Origin of the sequence: Pedobacter miscanthi, from assembly GCF_003315595.1 — a bacterium.
In the GTDB taxonomy this organism is placed as follows: domain Bacteria; phylum Bacteroidota; class Bacteroidia; order Sphingobacteriales; family Sphingobacteriaceae; genus Pedobacter; species Pedobacter miscanthi.
Window position 1 is genome coordinate 145,960 of the sequence record NZ_QNQU01000002.1, and the last position, 19,783, is coordinate 165,742.

General features: G+C 42.4%; 11 protein-coding genes. 1 reads left to right on the forward strand and 10 read right to left on the reverse strand.

Annotated features, from left to right (window positions below; genetic code table 11):
* Window positions 1–228: 228 nt before the first annotated feature.
* From DRW42_RS02650 to DRW42_RS02685, 8 genes are all read right to left on the reverse strand, one after another.
* The gene (locus DRW42_RS02650) at window positions 229–3,852 is read right to left on the reverse strand and encodes a glycoside hydrolase family 2 protein (RefSeq protein ID WP_113947296.1); all 3,624 of its coding nucleotides are present in this window, start codon (window positions 3,850–3,852) and stop codon (window positions 229–231) included.
* The gene (locus tag DRW42_RS02655) at window positions 3,849–5,264 is read right to left on the reverse strand and encodes a sialate O-acetylesterase (protein ID WP_113947297.1); all 1,416 of its coding nucleotides are present in this window, start codon (window positions 5,262–5,264) and stop codon (window positions 3,849–3,851) included. The genes DRW42_RS02650 and DRW42_RS02655 overlap by 4 nt, the downstream gene beginning before the upstream one ends.
* A 4-nt stretch (window positions 5,265–5,268) precedes the next feature.
* The gene (locus DRW42_RS02660) at window positions 5,269–6,522 is read right to left on the reverse strand and encodes a glycoside hydrolase family 99 protein (RefSeq protein WP_113947298.1); all 1,254 of its coding nucleotides are present in this window, start codon (window positions 6,520–6,522) and stop codon (window positions 5,269–5,271) included.
* Window positions 6,522–8,792, reverse strand: a complete 2,271-nt coding sequence (locus DRW42_RS02665; protein ID WP_113947299.1) for a GH92 family glycosyl hydrolase — start codon at window positions 8,790–8,792, stop codon at window positions 6,522–6,524. Before DRW42_RS02665 ends, DRW42_RS02660 begins: the two co-directional genes overlap by 1 nt.
* A 41-nt stretch (window positions 8,793–8,833) precedes the next feature.
* Window positions 8,834–10,114, reverse strand: coding sequence for an MFS transporter (locus tag DRW42_RS02670; RefSeq protein WP_113947300.1), 1,281 nt, complete (start codon window positions 10,112–10,114; stop codon window positions 8,834–8,836).
* A 16-nt stretch (window positions 10,115–10,130) separates the two neighbouring features.
* Complete coding sequence (locus tag DRW42_RS02675; protein WP_113947301.1) at window positions 10,131–12,347, reverse strand: DUF7133 domain-containing protein; 2,217 nt, start codon at window positions 12,345–12,347, stop codon at window positions 10,131–10,133.
* Window positions 12,348–12,365: 18 nt separating this feature from the next.
* A complete protein-coding gene (locus DRW42_RS02680; RefSeq protein WP_113947302.1) occupies window positions 12,366–13,103 on the reverse strand; it encodes a ThuA domain-containing protein in 738 nt (245 codons plus the stop codon).
* Window positions 13,104–13,303: 200 nt separating this feature from the next.
* The gene (locus tag DRW42_RS02685; protein WP_113947303.1) at window positions 13,304–14,743 is read right to left on the reverse strand and encodes a GDSL-type esterase/lipase family protein; all 1,440 of its coding nucleotides are present in this window, start codon (window positions 14,741–14,743) and stop codon (window positions 13,304–13,306) included.
* Window positions 14,744–14,960: 217 nt separating this feature from the next.
* Here DRW42_RS02685 and DRW42_RS02690 point away from each other — a divergent pair, with 217 nt between their 5' ends.
* Window positions 14,961–16,568: a sialate O-acetylesterase gene (locus DRW42_RS02690; RefSeq protein WP_113947304.1), complete on the forward strand. Its 1,608-nt coding sequence runs from the start codon at window positions 14,961–14,963 to the stop codon at window positions 16,566–16,568.
* A 284-nt stretch (window positions 16,569–16,852) separates the two neighbouring features.
* Here the strand turns inward: DRW42_RS02690 and DRW42_RS02695 are convergent, their stop codons facing one another.
* Both DRW42_RS02695 and DRW42_RS02700 read right to left on the reverse strand, forming a co-directional pair.
* Complete coding sequence (locus tag DRW42_RS02695; RefSeq protein WP_113947305.1) at window positions 16,853–18,049, reverse strand: glycoside hydrolase family 99-like domain-containing protein; 1,197 nt, start codon at window positions 18,047–18,049, stop codon at window positions 16,853–16,855.
* Between the two features lie 10 nt (window positions 18,050–18,059).
* The gene (locus tag DRW42_RS02700) at window positions 18,060–19,775 is read right to left on the reverse strand and encodes a SusD/RagB family nutrient-binding outer membrane lipoprotein (RefSeq protein ID WP_113947306.1); all 1,716 of its coding nucleotides are present in this window, start codon (window positions 19,773–19,775) and stop codon (window positions 18,060–18,062) included.
* Between the last annotated feature and the right edge of the window lie 8 nt (window positions 19,776–19,783).

Here is a 19,783-nt window from a genome sequence, read left to right on the forward strand (position 1 = left end):
TTGTTTTTTTTTTTTTTATGCAGGCACGTCATTTCTATTGATTCGTCATCTCGACTGAAGCAAGCGGAATGGAGAGATCTATCGAGACAGATCTCTCCGCTACGTTGCACTCCGCTCGAAATGAAGGAATGTGGGAAGCAATCTTTTTTGCAGGAAAGATTGCTTCGTCGTACCTCCTCGCAATGACGATTTTTTTTGCTTGCGTCTTTTCACTTTGGTCTTTTAGCTTTAGTCTTTCACCTTAATCAACTCCTCCACCATATTTACAAAAAGCTTTGCGGCAATCGGATCGGTATTTCCTTTGGTTAGCAACATTTCAGAAAGTATTGCGGTTCCTTTATCGGTTACCTTTACAACCGGAAATCCCCTGATGGCATCTAGAGTTTTGGTACGCTGGTCTATATTTCCTTCGAGATAACCATGCACCTTGGTAAATGCGGCGAGGGCTTCTACACCCGTATCTCGGTTAATGCGGTAAGCACCCGAACTCACTGTTGGGTTCTGCCTTTCGTTATTGTTGAAATAGCGCAGTTCCATTGGTTCAATTCCTTTAAAAACAATTGATTCAGGAATTTCCATCGAAACAATTTCGCCCTGCTCTTTTACTATACTTCTAATCTGCTCCGGAAATATCACTGAAGCCAGACTTCCGCTATTTAAAAGCAATAGTTTACCGCCATCTTTTACAAAGTTTCGGATAGCAGCAGCTGTTGTAGCTGAGGTATTTACTGAATCCACTCCACTTAAAATCAGTACATTTGGTTTTTGTTTTACCGCGGCATCAACATCAGCAGCAATAGTCACTTTTAAACCTGAATTTGCAGCGAGCTGAGCAATTTTACCTCCCTGATCAACCAAAACGATCTTAGAATTATTAATTTCTACGGCTTTAATATAATTTTTATCGGCAATGGTTATTTCGTAATCATTTGCAGAGATTATTTTCCCGTTTTCGATAAGTTTGACCACCAGTTTAGCATCCGTTTTCGCTAAAAAAAGGTTTTCAGGAAGATTGATTTTTGGTGCAATCCATTTGCGTCCATAGTAATCAACAGGAGGCATTGTTTCTTTGCCTTCTTTTAATACTTTTCCATTTTTATCTTCGATTGACCATTGAATAGTGCTTTGGGAAATGGCTTTTCCATCTTCACTATCGTTAACTACATAAAAACGGACAGGCAAGGTTGCCCCAGCAAAAAAATGTCTTCCCCATAACTCTGCAGAAAGCAAAACGGGTTGCAAAGCTTTTTTCATCTGGTAATAAGTGCGCTCGGGTTTAAGCAGTTTGGCATCTTCAATATTGCTGAACCAGGTTAATGCCGCAAAATGCAAAATACCCGCAGCTTTATCATTGGTGCGTCTTACTGCCTCAGCCGATTCGCGGGTGATGAATGATTGTGCTTCTAAAAAATATTTCGGATCGGCATATTCGTAAGCATAATTCCCCACCAATGAAGATGGGTTTTGATGTACATAAGTATAAAAACGTGTCGGGTGCCCGGTTTCGGAAGGATATCCTGTAGAAAACTCCTGACTAATCAACGGTCTGCCCGGGTTTTTGAAACGCTGCTGCCATTCACCATTAAATTCGGAAAAGATGGAGCCGTGATACCAGTTGAGGTACCAATGCTGATCGTCGATATCCCCATCATCAATGGTGCTATAAAAGTCTTTTCCAAATTTTTTCTCTTTACGGATATAATTGGAATCAAAACTGATGGGCCTGGTGGGATCGATCTCCCTCATTTTTTTCACCACATCCGAAATGATCTTCATTTTAAGTTTCGCCCGTTCCATATCAGGATCGTTATCATAAAATTTCATCTCGTTGTTTACCGTCCAGAATAAAAGCGAAGGATGGTTACGGTACTTTTTGATCAGGTCGAAAAACTCGTTCTTCCAAAGGTCGATTAGTTTAGTATCTGGCATACTGCTGTTGATCATGAGCCACGGCCAGCCACCTTCGTAACTCACCCCTACACCCTGATGATCGGAAGCATTCATCCAAACTTCGCTATAAGGTGCAGTATGGGTGCGAGTAACGGCAATATTGCCATCGTGCATCAGTTTAGAAAATGCATTGGCCAATAAAGTATCGTTTGGTGCCAGCGACATTGGCGTATGGTTTCCTCCGCGCAGCCAGTAGGGTTTATCGTTCAGGTAAAAATAATCGCCTTTAGCGGTAAACGTCCTGAAGCCCGATTCTATCGTTAAACGATCAGTTTCCTGCTTGCCTTTACTCAAGATGAAGCTAAAATTATAAAGATTGGGATTGGCCGGCGACCATAATTTAGGTTTCAAACCACTGATGCTGTATTTGAAAACCTTTTCTTCACCAGCATTCAAATTTTGATCTTTCAAGGCTTCACCAGCAAATAATGCGCGTAGATCTTGATTATCAACTATTGATGTAGCCAGATTGAATGCACTGTTTTTAGCAGTATTGTTTTTTACAGTAAGCTCGATATCTGCACCGGTTAAATTCGGTTTGATAAATACATCGGTGATCTTTAATTGATCGGAAATAATCAGTGATACAGGTTGCCAGATGCCCGCAGGATCATCGTTATAAAAACCATGCGCTAAATCTTTGATCATTTTATTGGTAATGGGCACGGTTACGGCCACATCGGTTACTTTATCGGCATCTTTAATATCCTTTACAAAATCCCTCGAAACTTTAACCACAATCAGGTTGCGGCCTGGTTTCAACAAGCCTGTTCCATCAACTTTGAAAGCGCCAAACATGCCAATATGCGGCTCACTGGCTTTTTTTCCATTGATAAAAACCTCTCCTACCTTTGATACTGCATCGAAATCAAGTTCGAGGTTTTTGCCTTCAACTTCGGCCGGGAGTTCGATCCATTGGCGGTAATAACCGACATCCGTTTTTTTATAATCAAAGGTATAGGCTTCGCACCGTTCAATTTCTTTCTGGTAATGGTTATCGGCAACACCTTTACTTGCGGTATTGTACTTTTCGCCATGCAACCACTCCCGGTTCGGATTCCAAAACTGTGGTACAGTCATTACATGCCAGTTTTCATCGCTACTTTCGGGTGAAATTGCCTTTAGGGGATCGCTGATTTCATATCCCGGAGCAAATAACCATTTTCCGGTGAGCGAGAGACTGGTCCTGCCGTTTGGCAGTGTGCCCACCTTTACCGGTTTGTAAGCAGCGCGCTCCTGCACTCTTTTTTGTACCTTATTTACCAATGGAGTAGCATATTCCTGCACTTTATCATCTTTAAAAGCATCAGCAGCCAATGGTTTGATCGATAAATCATCAAATTCGTTTGCCAGCCAGCTTCCACCAAGGATTACTTTTCCTTTTGGCGAAAACTTTGTATACGGATCTTTCACATCAATAAGCGGAAGTGTTATATCCTCCAGAAAAACCTTGATCCTGTTACCTACCACCTGGATCCGGAATTTGTACCACTGACCAGGAACAAGCTTAAAATCAAGGTGGCGGAGCGCCAAATGATCGTCGGTTCCCATGTAACCCAATCTGGCCAGGTATAAATCGTTCTGGATACCACCCCTCAAACCAATAATATATTTATCATTTCGTGATGAAGCCCTGAAACCAGCCCATATCTGAACCTGTGTTTCACTTTCTGGCGTTCGGGCTTTAAAACTCACTTCATAATCGCTGGCTTCCAAATCTCCAAAAGCAACATCGATAGCTTTCGTTTTTAAAACACCCTGTTCTATTCTGGCTGTTCCACGCCCGGTAGTTTCGAGTTTTTGGATGCTATCAAAGTGTTCGTTTATACTTTTTTGGGCAAATAGCGGAACAAAAGGAAAAAGTATAAATAATATCGTTAAGGTTAAATTTGGTTGCTTCATGGTTTGTTTGGTTTGGTATTTTTTGGAGCGGTAAGTCCGGGCCAATCGTCGGTACGAAAAGGACTTGCCGGTAATCCTTCAAGGTTATACAAATTAACATCAGGTGGATTATCGGCCCAGCAATAGCGCACCGCTACAGGTGTTGGTACGTTGGGACTGGACATTACAACCGTATTTTTAACAATTGTAGCCCTGGCCGGAAAGAATTTCCCATCAACCCCGGCAATAATAAAATTGTTTACCGAATCAACTGGTTTTATCTGACTAGAAGGGTTGGTAAATCCGATAATGGCTTTATTCCCCTCTATTTTTAAGGTAGCATAGCGTGGTCCAGAGGCCTGTAATTTTTCGTGGTAGATGAGTTTTTGCGCCATCAGCGCAGCCCGGATCCCAATTGGCTTTTTTTCTTTGGGATGCAGATCGCCATTGCTATTGATATCAATTGTTGTTACAAAATCAACGTTTGGCATTGTGGCAGCAATGGCCTGAGCTTCGCGTAACTCGGCGATAGCACTGCCATTAAGCTGTGGCTGTACTTTATTGTAATTTGGTAGTTGCACAATGATAAAAGGCAGATTTTTCTTATCAAAATGTTTACGCCAGTCGCTGATCAGCGCAGGCAATAATTTGCGGTACTGAAAAGCCCTGTTTGCATTAAACTCACCCTGGTACCACAATACACCTTTCACACTATAATCGGTAAGTGGTGATAACATGGCATTAAAAAGAAGGGTTGGATTCGATTGCTCGGAAGGTAATTTTGGCTGTTTTAAAAAATCGGGGAAATCTGCCAGTCCTTCCCTGCTGATCCAGGCTTCGGCCAATGATGAACCATAACTGCTGTTGATTACACCAATGGGCACTTTATACTTATCGAACAAAGCCGCTGCATAAAAGTAAGCCACGGCTGAAAACCTGCCCAATGTTGCAGGCGATGCACTTAGCCATCCTGTATGTAAAAGAATATCGTTCCGCACCGTATCAGCAGCCTGTCTGTTTACTTTAAATTGCCTGATTTTTACATTAGTTGAAGCCAGTATATCTTTGTTATATAAATCCTTATCAATACCATATTCCATATTCGACTGACCTGAACATAAATACACATCGCCAATTAAAATATCGTGAAGTGTAATTGATTGGTCTGAACTACTGATGTTCATTTCATAAGGTCCACCAGCATCGGCCGCAGCAAGTTGTATATTCCATTTCCCATCCGCTGCAGTAACTACTGAATAGCTTTTTCCCTTAAAAGAAATACTGACGTTTTCTCCGGGATTGGCCCATCCCCAAACGGGAATTTTGGCATCGCGTTGAAGCACCGCATGATCGCCGATCAAAGCCGGTAATTTTAACGCCCCCCTCGCGTTCAGGCACAACAATGCCAGGAAGATTGAAAATAAAGTCTTCATTTCGCTATTTCGGGAGAGGAATATTATTTTGGAATGGAATTTCTTTTTTGAGCATTTTTGATGCAAAACCAGCCAGATAGAGGTAATAATCGTTTGGTATGCCTTCTTCGAATTTCACAAAACGGTTCTCTCCGACAGGTGGATTTTTGGAAGCCTTAAAAATGGCCGTTCCTTCGTCTACCTCATCAAACATGGCTACATAAACCATTTCTACACCGCTATTGATCGCACCCGAAAGCTGTTTCCAGAAAAATTGCCCCCTGTTTCTCGGGATCTGATCAAATGGGGAATTGGGTTTCATATTATGCCAGCTAAAACCGGGATAAACTACCGGAACAAAATCTAGCCGATTGGCTTTGCACCAGGCTATATCGGCCTTGATCCGTTCCATCATTACCGGGATATTTTCTTCTTTAAAACGCCCCACAAACCATGGCTGGATAATATCTGCTTTTTTGCATACTTCGAGCAGTTCGGGATCTGCAATAGCATCGCCTTTAAGCTCACGCCACTGGGTAGGTACGCCCAACAATAAAGAACAACCGCCATAAACAGGATCGTGCTGAAGGAAATCCATAATTTTGGTGATGGTTTTTAGCGTATAACGCCTTTTATCGTTAAACCCGATGCCCCAAAGGGCAACCAATGGTTTTTGGTTATGGTATAAATAACTTTGTTTATTTCCACGGGTGGTGAGCCTTAAACTATCTACCAGGTGTTTAAAATCGCTGATCACCAGCCCTTCGTCGCCCTCCTGCATGCCCGAAAAATCGTACATCAGCGATATGGCCCGTTTGTGTTTACCTGCCGCATCGAGCGCAGAACGAAGTACTTTGTTATTGTGCGCCAAACTCTTTGTATTTTTAAGGTTCGAAACAAAACGCTGCACAAATACACCATCAATACCATACTGCTCCATCCATTTAAAATGCAACTGAACGGTCGATTCGTCGTAAGAACTAAAAAGGTAGGCCGGGCTTCCATCTTCATGCTGAAAAGCGGTTTTATAGGTCTTCTTATATTCTGAAACATCGGGCCATACATCAATTTTAATGCTGCCTGGCGCAAAACCTTTGGCTCCGGCATAATGGTTCCAGCCGCGTTGGCCGCCATCTCCCAGCGCATTAAACCAGCCCTGGTAACCGGCCATTACCAAACCTTTATAACTTTTAAACGCACTGGCAGCGCTATGTTTAAGCTGTGCATTTGCCGTATAAGCAAAGCATAACATGATTAATAATATCGTATTCCTTTTCATTATTTGCCTGGGCTTATAGTTCCATTTCCCCAATTTTTGTTCGGTTTTGGCCCCATTTCGAGTTCTAAAGTAGCACCGCCAATCAGTTGCTCATGGGTAAACCAGGGCGTATTTAATTCTTTTCCGTTCAGTTTGGCACTTTGTATGTATTTGTTCACCACCGAACTGTTATTGGCAATTACACGGAATGTTTTTCCATTAGGTAAGGTGATGCTCACTTTTTCAAAAACAGGACTTCCGATGGTATAGGTTGGAATACCTGGAGTAAGTGGATAAAAACCCATAGAAGAAAATACAGCAAAAGCCGTCATACCGCCACCATCTTCGTCGCCGGGAATACCGAAAACATTGTCTTTAAACCAGGTATCCAATAAAAAGCGTACCCTTCTCTGCGTTTTCCATGGTGAAGCAGTAAAATTATACAAATATGGAATATGGAAGCTTGGTTCGTTACCCATCGAATATTGACCTACCAGGCCGGTAGCGTCAGGAAATTTAGCATTAAATTCATATTTACTCCTGTCAAGCGGCTCCCTGAAAAGCTGATCGAGTTTATCTTCGAAGTTTTTGCTTCCGCCGAATAAGCCAATCAAACCCTTCACATCATGCTGTACCTGCCAAACATAAGTCCAGCCGTTGTTTTCATCGTAATAATCACGACCGCCCATTCCGCCATCAAATTTAGGGTCGATATTGATCCAGTTGCCTTTATTATCCTTCGGCATAAATAATTGCTTTTTAGGATCCCATAAATTGCGGTAGTTCTGTCCACGGGCGTTAAATTTTTTATAATCGGCTGTTTTGCCTAAATCGTTGGCCAGTTCGCCCAAAGCCCAATCGTCGTAACTATGTCCGAGAGTAATGGCTACCGCCTGGCGTTTTTCAAAGTTATGCACTTCTGCAACAGTTTCCTTTTCGCCCGGATGTAAAGCAGGGAAATAACCTTTCTGGTAATATACTTCTTCCAGTTCGGTTTTAGGGCCATTTTTCCAGGGTAACATGGTGGCTTCGGTTGCATTTTTGTACATGCCTTTGTAAGCTTCGGCCATGTCGAAATTTTTCAGTCCTTTACGATGGGCATCCAGAAAACTTACGGTAGAATGAAAACCATTCATGCACACGTGATCGCCAAAAAGTACCGGAAATGTTGGCATCCAGCCGCTTTGGCTGTACATGTTTACATAAGAATTAAGCATATCTTCTTCCTGTGCCGGGTTTAAGATTACGCGGAGCGGATGATGTGCCAGATAGGTATCCCATGCCCAGTCATCAACAAAAAATGGACGGCTGGTTTGGTGGATTTTGTTATCGTAACCACTAAAATACTGGCCATCTTCGGTAATGTCCACCATGCGCTCGTAGGTACGGTAAAGTGCGGTATAAAACGAACGTTTTTGCGCTTCTGTACCTCCGGCCGTCTGGATCTGGTTGATTACTTTTGCCCAGGCATTTTCACCCTGCGTTTTAATGCTTTCGAAACTCTGTCCTGTAAATTCTGCATCATAGTTCTTTTTAGCCTGCGCAGCACTGATATAAGAAATGGCATATTTAAAACTGATGTTTTTTGCCTTATCCTGGTCAAAACTGACCCAGGCTTTTACACTTTTACCATCAATGGCACGCTCATTTACCACCTGACCGCCTTTAATTACGCCAAAACTTGCACCGGCATCAAAAACACCATATAAATATACCTTAACATTGCCATGATAGGTTTCCAGGCCGGTTATTTCGGTATCGGAAATGAATTTATAAGCCGATTCACCCGGGTTATACGTGCCCAGCAACAGCGTTTTCTGTGCATTTGCAGGAAATACAAAACGGTAATAACCGGTCTTTTTTCCGGGTACAAATTCAACATTCACCTCATCATCAAGCAAAAAGGTACTATAATACCAAGGCCGGGTTACTTCCAGATCGTAATCGTAGGTAAGCTGATTTTTCCAGTTTGCCAGCTCAATCTTTTTTACAGATGGTTTGATGGAAAATACCTCGCCCAAACGGTGGGAAACAATATTTAGGGGGAAGCTCGAAATCTGATCGTCCATATAATCGGTACGTTGCGGAAACATGCGGATCATCTGGTTGGGCAATTGCACGGTTGGCCGGGTTGGCTGCAACAACTGACCCACATTACCAATACGTGGATCAATATATCTGAGGTTTCCGGCTCCATCGTTATTTTTTTCTTGTGCATGGGCAACAAAGGCATTAAGAGAGAGCAATACAATATTGGAGAGGGCAATACAGGATCTGAATAGGTTCTTCATTTATGGATTAAAGGTTATCGTAAATTGGTATAGAAGCTTGTTTAAATTACATGTAAAGATTTTGTAGCCCGAAGTTTCCTGGAGCGCATATAAAGCAATAATCCGGTGAAAGCCAGTACCAGTATCAACGGGATTACCAGTGTGGCCTGCAAAATTTCAGGTCCGGCCATATTTTTGGCCTCGTTCAGATCCTGTGCCAGTAGTGAACCTTCTGATGCTTTTGAATACACTTTAAGATCGGCACCCGCCGGAAGGTGTTTCACGATCAGCTTATCATAAAAACTGCCCATAAATACGGTATAAATGGATACCGCGAACATGCCTGCCCCACCCATTAAATTAAGGCCCAATGCCCCTGAACCCGGGATGTTTTCGGCCACAAAACCGATCATAGTAGGCCAGAAATAACATACACCAATCCCAAATACAATGGCGGCCAGGAAAATTGAATTTCCGGTAAGCGTACTCAACATATACAATCCGCTGGCAGCAAATATGGCCGATAACAGTAAAACACCTTGTGGTGCCAGTTTATGTACAACCGGTTCGGCAAACGCACGGCCGATAACCATAATACCTGTAGTAAGGGTAAGCAAGAGCAAAGCATTGTCGGTTACGTTTTTAAGCAGCAAACCAATCCATTGTCCGGTAAAAAGTTCGGTAATGGCCGTGCCGAACATACAGATGAACATAAAAATAAAAAGTGGCGACAATACGGCACGGTACATATCGGAAGTGCTGTAACCAGAGGTAACACGTTCGGTTTTAGGAAAATCGAGTCTGGAAAACAGAAAACCATAAACCAGTGTAGGGAGCAACATGGCTGCTACCTGCCATTGCCAGCTCAAACCAACTTTTACAAAAAGTGTTACTACGAGCGTACCGATTACAATGCCACCGGGAAACCATAAGTGAAAGTGGTTTAATTTTGTGGTTTTGTTTTCGGGAAATAAAGTGGCCACCAAAGGATTACAGGCCGCCTCAACTGTTCCGTTTGCAATGCCGATAAGCAAGGTAGAAAGGAACAGGCTCCAATAACCCTGTGCAAAAATGGTTAAAGCTATTCCTGCCAGGTGAAATACAAAAGCAGCAACCAGCAGGCGTTTCATACCCACAGCATCAACAATGAAACCGCCAATGATAATGGCCAGTGGGAACCCCCAGAAAGCCGTAGCAGTAATGGTACCCAGTTGTGTGGCATTAAGCTGAAACTCATTGGCAAGCTGGCCCATCATGCCCGCCCTGATTCCGAAAGAAAGCGAGGTAACAAGCAGGGCCATGCAACTTGCCCAAAATAATTTGTTGGTTTGAATGTTTGGCATAGTGTTTTTTATAGGTTTATTTAGATGATTCGAGTTCGGTAATTGTCCACGGTTTGGTACGTGAAGCATGTAAATCGCGCACTTTTTTTACATCAGCAGGTTTGATGGTGCTGGCTTTATTGCCTAAATCGTTACGAATGTAGCTCAAAACCGAAGCAATATAATCGTCGGTATTAAAACCCAAAGCGGGCATTACATCAGGATAGGTTTTAGCATTGATGGGCCCCGAAAGTCCGTGAAGCAAAATTTTGATCAGTTTCTGTGGATCGCCGGTTACATCTTTTGATGAGGCAAGCGGTGGCGCAGGCATATCTTTGCCTCCGATGGAAACACCTTTTCCGTCAGCACCGTGGCAGGTGGCACAAAGCTGTTTAAAAATCAATCCGCCCTCGGTTACCAGTTTACGGTCGGCTTCTACCATTAATTTGGCATTACGCTCCGAAGCGGCTTTGGCATCAATGGCCGACTGGTATTTCTTTTGCGATTCTAACAGAACCGGAACATTGTTATTCTGTGCCAGCACATCTGCCAATAAGGTTTTCGACTGATCTGATTTTGCATAACGCAGGCTCAGTGCAAGCTGAAAACGCACATCTTCGTTCGGATCGTTTTTAAGTGTGGCAAGCGTACTTAATAAACTGGTGTTGCCTTCCCTCAATTTTTCATCGCAGATCCAAACCGCGGTTTTCCTCACCGTAGCATCTTTATCTTTTAAACCCTGGTTTAAGGTTGGCTCATCAAGAGATTTTAAGCCATTAAGCGTCCAAAGTGCATGGATACGGGCAAGCGGATTTGCAGAAGTAGTAGCCATAGTTTTTAAGGCCGGAACAACCGATTTATCGCCGCGTACCACCAATATTTTCTGTGCATTATCTCTCCACCAGCCATTTGGATGTTCGAGATAAGCTACCAGTTCGCTGCCGGGTTGGTTTAACATCTGCGGACGTTTTTTATCGGGTTTGATCCCATCGTAAACCACCCGGTAGATGCGGCCTCGGCCGATATTTTTATCCAATCCACGAGGCACGATTTTGCTTCTTAAAAAACTTCCCGGTTTTGTCCAGTTTCCTTCCTGAATGATTCCGCGATACATATCCACAATGTAAAGGCTTCCATCCGGACCGGTTACACTATTAACCGGACGGAAATTCATATCGGTAGAAGCAATAAATTCTTCTTTGTTATAAGCATTGGTCAGGGTAATTTTTCCGGCAGTATTGGTCACTTTTGCCCTGCGGATTAAACGGCCAACCGGTTCGCAAATAAACAGATCTCCCCGTGCATCATTCGGTAAAGCGGTTCCCCTGAAAATAGATTGCCCGGTACAGCCCGTAAAGTGGTTCAGGGTGCTATCCGGACGGAGGCGATTCACTCCACCCTGTACATCCGGGGTAGAAATAATCGGCCAAACTGCCTGGAATTCGTCGTTATACTGGTCTTTAAAATCAAGTCTGCCATAAGCCGGATTCTGCTGAAAGTTTAAAGCAGGGGTTTCGGAACCGGCAGCAGAAAAGTACAACCGGCCATAATCATCGTGGGTAAGCCCCCATTGTCCGCTTGCGCCTTCTGGTAAAAATTCGCGTTTAATCTGTCCGTTTTCATAACTGTAGCGCGCATTTTCTACCGTAACATATATTTTATTATCAATGTTCCAGATTAAACCGCTTTTCTGGTGCTCAAGATTACCTGTATTAATGGCATCGTTATTAAATACCTGTTTTTTCTCATCGGCTACGCCATCCCCATTGGTATCGCGATAGCTGTAAATGTTGTTAGAATTGGTTTCGTTCACCAGCAAACGGTCATCAAGTGTTAAAATCATCCGAGGCAGTACCAGATTGTTGATAAAAATGACCGATTTATCCATTTTTCCGTCGCCATTTGTATCTTCCAGCCTTTTAACCGAACAAACGGCCTTCATCTCCCCTGTACCGTCTACATCCTGCATATAGGTATTCATTTCTGCAACATACATCCTTCCGTTTCCGTCCCAAACAATGGCAACAGGCTCGTGTATCATCGGCTCACTGGCCACGAGTTCTAAATGATATCCTTTTTGCAGGTGGATCGTTTTCATACTTTCTTCCGGAGAAAGATAAGCCGAAGATGGATTGGTGTTAACGATGATTTTTCCATCGGCATCGCGTTTAAGGGCAGTTTGGGTGACTTTACAGGTATAAATGAAACTCGAAAGCGCCAGTATACCTATTACAATTTTTTTGTTTTTTTTCATTTGTTGTTTGTGTTGTGGTTATTTTTTTCGGCCAAGTGCATATTTAATTCCGCCCAATAAATGCTGAAGAAATAATGGCTCGGTATAAGAAGCTTCGGTATGGCCCAGTTCAGTATAAAAGGCCCTTCCGCCATCGTAGGCATGGTACCAGGCTATGGGGTGGTTATCGCCCATTTTGGCTTTGCCTGCATCGTAACTTTTCTCGTTAATGGTAATGAGCACTTTCAGATCAGTAGCAACAGATTTAAAGTTGTACCATTCATCCTTCCGTTTCCATAAGTTGGGAAGCATTTCTGTTGAAAGGTGATTTTTATCAATAACGTTCAGTTCGGCTTCCTGCTGGTTGGGGTGACCGGCAAAATAAGCCCCTACCAATTTGCCATACCAGGGCCACTGGTATTCGCAGTCGGTTGCGGCATGCACGCCCACAAAAGCATCACCATGATGGATATAATCTTCAAAAGCTTTTTGCTGTGTATCATTTAATACATCGCCTGTCGTACTCAGGAAAATTACGGCATTATACTTTTTAAGGTTGGCGGCATTAAAGTTGTTGGCATTTGTGGTGCTATCAACATCGAAATTATTTTCTGCACCTAGTTTTATGATGGCTTTTACGCCATCGGCAATGGCATTGTGGTGAAAACCTGCCGTTTTACAAAAAATGAGGACTTTCTGCTTTTTGGCAGATAAACTGTTGCTGAAAAGCAAAACGGCGATTACAATCAGGCTGCTGATGTAGTTAATCTTTTTCATAAAAAAAGGTTTAATCTGGTTAGTTTAACAGAAGGTGAATTTAGAAGAAGGGCTTAAAAAAGTATTAATAAACAATTAATAGAAATCTGTTATTTGTAACGAATTGGTTATTAAAAAACAACCAACCTACACTATTACCTAACAATCAACATATTACCAACCCGTAATCAAAGTGTTTAATAAAATATTACTATAAAAAATTAATCTTTGTGCAGCTTGCCTGTGGCTTTTAAAATGAAATCGACAATGGGTTTAGGATTAGGCAAACTATGGGGATGATGTGCAAAACCAGGCTTGTGGATTACGGTAATTTGTCCACCACCCGCGATAATTTTACGTTCAAAATCCAATGTGTTTTCGGCTGGTTTAACCTGCTCATCCGCATCGGCACATAAAATCAGAATCGGGTATTTTCCCTTTACTATGTCAGCTATGCGATCGGTCGGATTTTTATTAAAGTTTTTTACTGCCGTGAGGTCTTTTAAACCAAAATCAGCCATAAATGCTTTTACCATATCATTTGATTTTCCGCTCTCCAATATATCGCTAGCCCAGTTCGAAATATTTAATAAGGGATTATCTACATAAACACAGGCTACTTTATCAGGATTTTCGGCAGCCCAATTAAAAACATATATGCCTCCGCGGCTCATTCCTTCCATAACGGCTTTTTTATGCAATCCAGCTTTTACCAGAAGATGGTAATAGCCATTCCAGATATTGATAGCGGTTGGGTTGCCCAACAGTTCGGCTACATCGCAATACACAATGTGGAAGCCTTTTTCGAGCAGCGCGATATCTGCCTGCGGTTCGTGCGCCCAAAAACGTGCCCTCCACACCCATGGATGCCCTTTGGCAGTATATTTCGGCTTAACTATTTTGCAGTTCCGGCCCACGTACTCGAAATCGGCACATTCGTAACCGAAAAAACCGGTAATTTTAAACGGAGCGGATAATCTGGAGAAAATATTAAATGCAACATCCCTTTTCATTGCTAAACAGCTATAAACGGTATTGGCCATGATGGATGCGCCTTCGGCATTTGGATGGAGCAAATCTGAAAATAACTCCTGATGGTTAACCAATGGAGCATGCATATCGATTACCTCTGCTTTTGCTATAAACGCGACCTCCTGTATTAATGGATTGATATTTTTCGTAATCACGGGATCCCAGATACCCGCTGAATCTTTGACAAAAGACACCATCGCTGTTAACAGTACAATCCTGGGGTGATTGGGAAGCTGTTTAAATTTTTGAATGAAACTGAGGTAATCACTTTTAAAATCGGCTATGTATTTCCGGTTTATGGCTTTGGCATCATTACCTCCAAGATCAATGATTACAATATCGGGCTTCCATTGCAGTGTTTCGTTAAACTGTGCTGTTTTTTGATAGGGATGATCGCCTTTTAAAAGTAATGTGGTACCACTGATGCCAAAATTACGTACCTCGTAATTACTTCCCATCAGTTTTTGAAGCTGCACAGGGTAAGCATTGGTTTCGCGGTTCGCTATACCTGCGCCATAAGTAATGCTGGCACCAATACAGGCGATTTTGATTTTCGCTTCGACAGCCACAGCACTTACCATGATGGTTATCAAAAAAAGATAACTCCTTAAAAATATTTTTCTGCCCATATATTTAATTTATGGCCTCCATCCTTTATCAAAAAAGACATAGATGAAACCAACGTGTTTATATTTAATTGTATATAAAATTAGGGTTCGGGATTAATTTTTAATTAATAAAAAAATAACAAAATCAATTATTTCCAAGTGCTTAAAGCTGATTTAATACTTTGTTAAGCTATTGTTAATGTTACCGGCTTAGCTTAGTTTTTTATAACCATATCACATGAAAAAACTAACCTCTTACGGCTACAGCGCACTTTTTATGCTTTGCCTTGTTTTATTTTTTAAACCCCTTTCAGCAAAAATCAGTTTGCCGGCAATCATAGGCGAAAACATGGTTCTGCAACGTGGAATAAAGGTACCCATCTGGGGTTGGGCCGATCCGGGAGAGAAAATAACCCTTGTATTCCAGGGGAAAAAATTCCAGGCCAGTACCGGTCAAAACGGGAAATGGTTTTTAAAACTGGATACTTACAGTAAAGGTGGTCCATTTGAGATGCAGATCAGTTCCGCACAAAACAGCATCACGTTAAAAAATATTGTAATCGGCGATGTATGGCTTGCTTCAGGACAATCGAACATGGAATTCGGAATACAGAAGGAAAAAAGTGGTGAAGCAGCAATCGCCAATGCCCGGGATACGATGATCAGGTTGTTTTATGTTCCGATGGCATTTTCGATCAATCCTAAAGAAAATATCGATCCTTCTGCAGCATCCCGGAATGGTACATGGATTGTTTGTTCGCCGGAAGCCATGGCCGATCCTAAGTTTGCCTGGCATGGCTTTTCGGCAACCGGATATTATTTTGCGAAGGAAATCAGAACGCATGAAAACACACCAGTTGGCATGATCGGAAGTTACAAGGGCGGAACACCTGCGCAGGCCTGGATAAGTGAGCAGGCACTGGCTACTGCACCAGCTTTTGATACTTATATTAATGATCATCAAAAACTTCTTGAGAATCTCGAACTGGCAAAACAGGCCTATCCCAGCAAAGTAGCAGAATACCGCGAAAAACTCAAAAATTTTGATCAAAACTCTTCTGCCCCTAAACCACAAGCTCCCTTACCACCAGAAGGTGGTTTTTCGGCGCCTTCAAGTCTTTTTAACGCAATGATTAATCCCATCATCCCTTATGGAATAAAAGGCGTGATCTGGTACCAGGGCGAAAGTAATGGGGATAAACTTCAACAGGCAATAGAATACCGCAATCTTTTTCCAAGATTAATTGCCGATTGGAGAAAAAACTGGTCGCTGGGTAACTTTCCATTTCTCTTTGTACAACTTGCAAATTTTAAAAAGGCACCCAAAAAACCTGCTGAAGGTGTTTGGCCATGGGTACGCGAAGCACAATTAAAAACACTGGCATTACAGGCAACCGGAATGGCGGTAATAACAGATATTGGCGATTCTGCAGACATTCATCCCACCAATAAAAAGGATGTAGGCATAAGGTTATCATTGGCAGCCCGAAAAGTTGCCTATGGTGAACAACTGGTTTATTCAGGTCCTGTTTTTAAACAGATGAAAATTAAGGGCAAAATCATTGAGCTTAGTTTTGATCATACAGGCACGGGATTAACCGGATACAGACCAGGAACTCAGGCAATGAACGAGCTTAAAGGTTTTGCCGTTGCTGCCGCTGATGGCCAATTTGCATGGGCAGAGGCTAAAATCGAAGGTAATAAGGTATTGGTTATGGCTAAAGGAATAGAAAACCCGGTTGCCGTACGTTACAACTGGGCAGATAATCCACAGGGAACACTTTATAATAAAGAGGGACTGCCGGCATCTCCATTCAGGACAGATGATTTTAAACCGGAACAATAATCAAAAGAAGCGCCTGACAGGTCTGCCAGGCGCTTTTTTGTTAAGTAATATTTTTTCATTCCGAACATGGTGAAGAATCTTTAACGGTAATCCTTCGGCTCCGCTCAGGATGACATTCTCCTATAAAGTGGTCCTTCAAAGGTGGCCGTCTCGACTGAAGCGCAGCGGAATGGAGAGATCTACCTAGATAGATTTCTCGACTTCGTTGCACTCCGCTCGAAATGACGACGTTTTTGGGAGCCCAATCCTCGGACCTCCGTCCCCGGTCTTCCAACTAACTGAAATTAATTCAACTTAAACTCCTGCCTCGTAATATCTAAATATAAATCGCCGTAACCCTGCGTTGATTCGATCTGCGTATCGAGATTATAATTATTCCACGAATCGATAAAGATCAATCCACTGGCAGAGGCATTATTTTTGGCCACATTACAGAATTTTTTGTAGAACAAACCACCGTCGTTCCTTAAAAAGTTTGGATTTCTGCTTGCCGGATTGGTGATCAGGTTATTAAAGGCAGGCGAAATGCTCGGGATAAATTCGATATTCCATGATTGCAACATGCTTTTCCAGTATTTCCATCCCTGATCTACGTTCTGCAAGAACAAAAAGTAACGGTCGTAATCGCGGGTATCAATCATGTTGTACTCGTACATGGCATCAACACAGTTCTGAAAACGGTAGTAAAAACGTTGTGGCGGCGACCAGCGATCCTGCATGCCCACAATGTAAAGTTCGAAACCCAGTAACGACAGTCTTCTGCGGATTTCTTTATACACCGCCGGACAATCATTTGCATTCAAATTTTGAGCATTATTGATGATTACCAAAGTTTTGCCGTTAACCTTCATGTAATTATCCTTTTTAAAATAACTGTTGGGATCGGCCCCCATCCTTTGAAAATCCTTATAAAAAGACTCAAGCCTTGCAGGCAGTGTTTCGATAGCAATGGTATTGCTGATACCTAAAGAGGCCGTGTTAAGGTTATAGGAAAGAGCAAATTTCATGTCTTTTGCATTCGGTGCGTTTAAAAATGCATTTACCGTAATTGAATCGTTGCGGTAATTATTAAAATCGAGGTTTGCAGAACGTACGGAAAACACAAAATAATCGAGTTTTGCTTTTTTGGCCATGTTAATCTGCTCCGTCATTACATTTACGCCTGAAGCCGGAATGGTGGTCGGCAGCGCATTCGGATAGGCATATTTGCCAATGCTGGGTACCTCTTTGATGTTGGCGTTAAAACCAGAACCAAAATTGGTATAAAATGCGCCCAGAATATAGTTACGTGTTGGTGGTTTGATTTCGATCTCATAATTGAGCACATTATCATCCACCGATGGCTGATCGCCGCCTTTTTTACAGGCAAAAGTGAAAGTAACCAGGGCCATTAGCCCCAGGTAACTGTATCTATTTAATTTTTCCATTGATTTTTTATTGCTGTCCATTTCAACCGTTCTATTTTTTAATCTGAAGTTCATATTGATCTGGTTAAGGCTTTAAAAATTTATTTACTATAGTATAAGTTACTCCTGCCGCCGTTAAATCCTGTATGGTATTACCAAACCATTTCTGTTCGAAACGGGCATCGAAAAACGGTTGCGCCAGGCTCCAGTTGCGGTGTACGTAAGGTGCAGCAAACTTTAGTGCTTTTTCGGGCGAATCCTGCGGGCTGCCTAAAATTACCAGCGCCTGTCTGTAAGCTTCGATGTTTCTTTCAGCAATTACCGGATATTCCCAGCGATCGGGAATTTCCTGGAAGGGGTTGTTCAATACGGCGCTGGCCGGATTGGTATGCGGAACGAGTTTAAGGTTATTGGTACGGCGCTGCAAGGTCCAGGCTTCGTAAGCACCATCAGGATAATAGTTTAACCAGCGCTGCACCCATATTTTAGCCATGTTGTTCTGTGGAATATCTGAATTAACCAGCCCCCAGAAATTATTATATCCTTTACCCGCAGTATTCCATTTAATTCCGTTACCGGCAGTGTAAGCCGCAGCGGCATTTCCGAGACCCCAGAAAGAGAAGTTGGCATTGATCCCATCAAGGTAATACTGCTCTGATGTTTTTGCACCGCCCAAACCCAGTTCTCTGGCTTCGGCTTTCATAAAACAAACCTCAGCATAATCCATTAACATAAAAGGGTGTGCGGCAGCCAGAATAGATGATTGTAAATTACTGTAACTGTTTACATTTGCGCCATTAAATGGACTTAAACCCGGCAGGTTCCATGTTGGGATATTAAAGGTACTTTTAGCATTACCCATGTATGGTATTTTATAGTTGACCACTCTTAGCGTATCATCAGCAACACTCGAAAGTGTATCGGTGATCACAAACTGATTGGCCGGAGCCACAGCTTCAAAGTAGGCCTGCATCCTCGGATCTTTGTAGGGACGGAAATACAGCATGGCATAATCGCTCATTTTCGGCATTTGATCGGGATTAGTTACATTTTTAAGCAGTTTGATAAAATAAGGCGATTCGCTACCCTCTGCTGCAGAATAGATTACTTTGGCATTATCAGCATCGGATGACATTAACAATGTTTCATTAGCCATTACTTCTTTAATGGTTTCCTGTGCGGCAGGAATATTCAACTGAACGGTAAGTGCAAGCCTCAACCTTAACGAATTGGCAAACCTTTTCCATTTGGTAAGGTCGCCACCGTAAAGTATATCCGGACTAAATTTATCGCCTGTAACCACAATCGCATCTGATGCTGCCTTTAAACGGCTTAATAAACTGGCATAAATGCTGTTTTCATCATCGTATTCTACGGACGGGGTCATTTCAAGCGCTTTACTATAAGGCACCGGACCATAAGTTCCCACCATCATGGCATACACATAACACTCCCAGATGTTGAGGATCTGGATGCGGTTAGCATAACCCGGGTTATTTTTATACAGTTCGCGGAGCTGTTTTAGATTGCCCAGCACTTCTACATAGGTTTGTTGCCAGTAGCTATCGTTTCCACCATTATAACGCCCGCTTTTATTGATAATATGCGTGTATTCCCATAAAAAATCGACGTTGTTGTTCCCCATCAGGTCGGCGGTACGTTTTACGGTACTCGAAAATACGGGTTCTGCATCGGGTGTTAAAAACTGTGCGGGATTGGTATTAATTTCTTCAAAATCTTTTGTACAGGATGATAACATCCCGATAGCCATAAAGCTGAGTATATATATAATCTTTTTCATTTCTCTTT

What these genes read in the sequence shown, in the direction of transcription:
- DRW42_RS02650 (WP_113947296.1), bottom strand. Translation starts at nt 3,852, where the DNA reads ATGAAGCAACCAAATTTAACCTTAACGATATTATTTATACTTTTTCCT.
- DRW42_RS02655 (WP_113947297.1), bottom strand. Translation starts at nt 5,264, where the DNA reads ATGAAGACTTTATTTTCAATCTTCCTGGCATTGTTGTGCCTGAACGCG.
- DRW42_RS02660 (WP_113947298.1), bottom strand. Translation starts at nt 6,522, where the DNA reads ATGAAAAGGAATACGATATTATTAATCATGTTATGCTTTGCTTATACG.
- DRW42_RS02665 (WP_113947299.1), bottom strand. Translation starts at nt 8,792, where the DNA reads ATGAAGAACCTATTCAGATCCTGTATTGCCCTCTCCAATATTGTATTG.
- DRW42_RS02670 (WP_113947300.1), bottom strand. Translation starts at nt 10,114, where the DNA reads ATGCCAAACATTCAAACCAACAAATTATTTTGGGCAAGTTGCATGGCC.
- DRW42_RS02675 (WP_113947301.1), bottom strand. Translation starts at nt 12,347, where the DNA reads ATGAAAAAAAACAAAAAAATTGTAATAGGTATACTGGCGCTTTCGAGT.
- DRW42_RS02680 (WP_113947302.1), bottom strand. Translation starts at nt 13,103, where the DNA reads ATGAAAAAGATTAACTACATCAGCAGCCTGATTGTAATCGCCGTTTTG.
- DRW42_RS02685 (WP_113947303.1), bottom strand. Translation starts at nt 14,743, where the DNA reads ATGGGCAGAAAAATATTTTTAAGGAGTTATCTTTTTTTGATAACCATC.
- DRW42_RS02690 (WP_113947304.1), top strand. Translation starts at nt 14,961, where the DNA reads ATGAAAAAACTAACCTCTTACGGCTACAGCGCACTTTTTATGCTTTGC.
- DRW42_RS02695 (WP_113947305.1), bottom strand. Translation starts at nt 18,049, where the DNA reads ATGAACTTCAGATTAAAAAATAGAACGGTTGAAATGGACAGCAATAAA.
- DRW42_RS02700 (WP_113947306.1), bottom strand. Translation starts at nt 19,775, where the DNA reads ATGAAAAAGATTATATATATACTCAGCTTTATGGCTATCGGGATGTTA.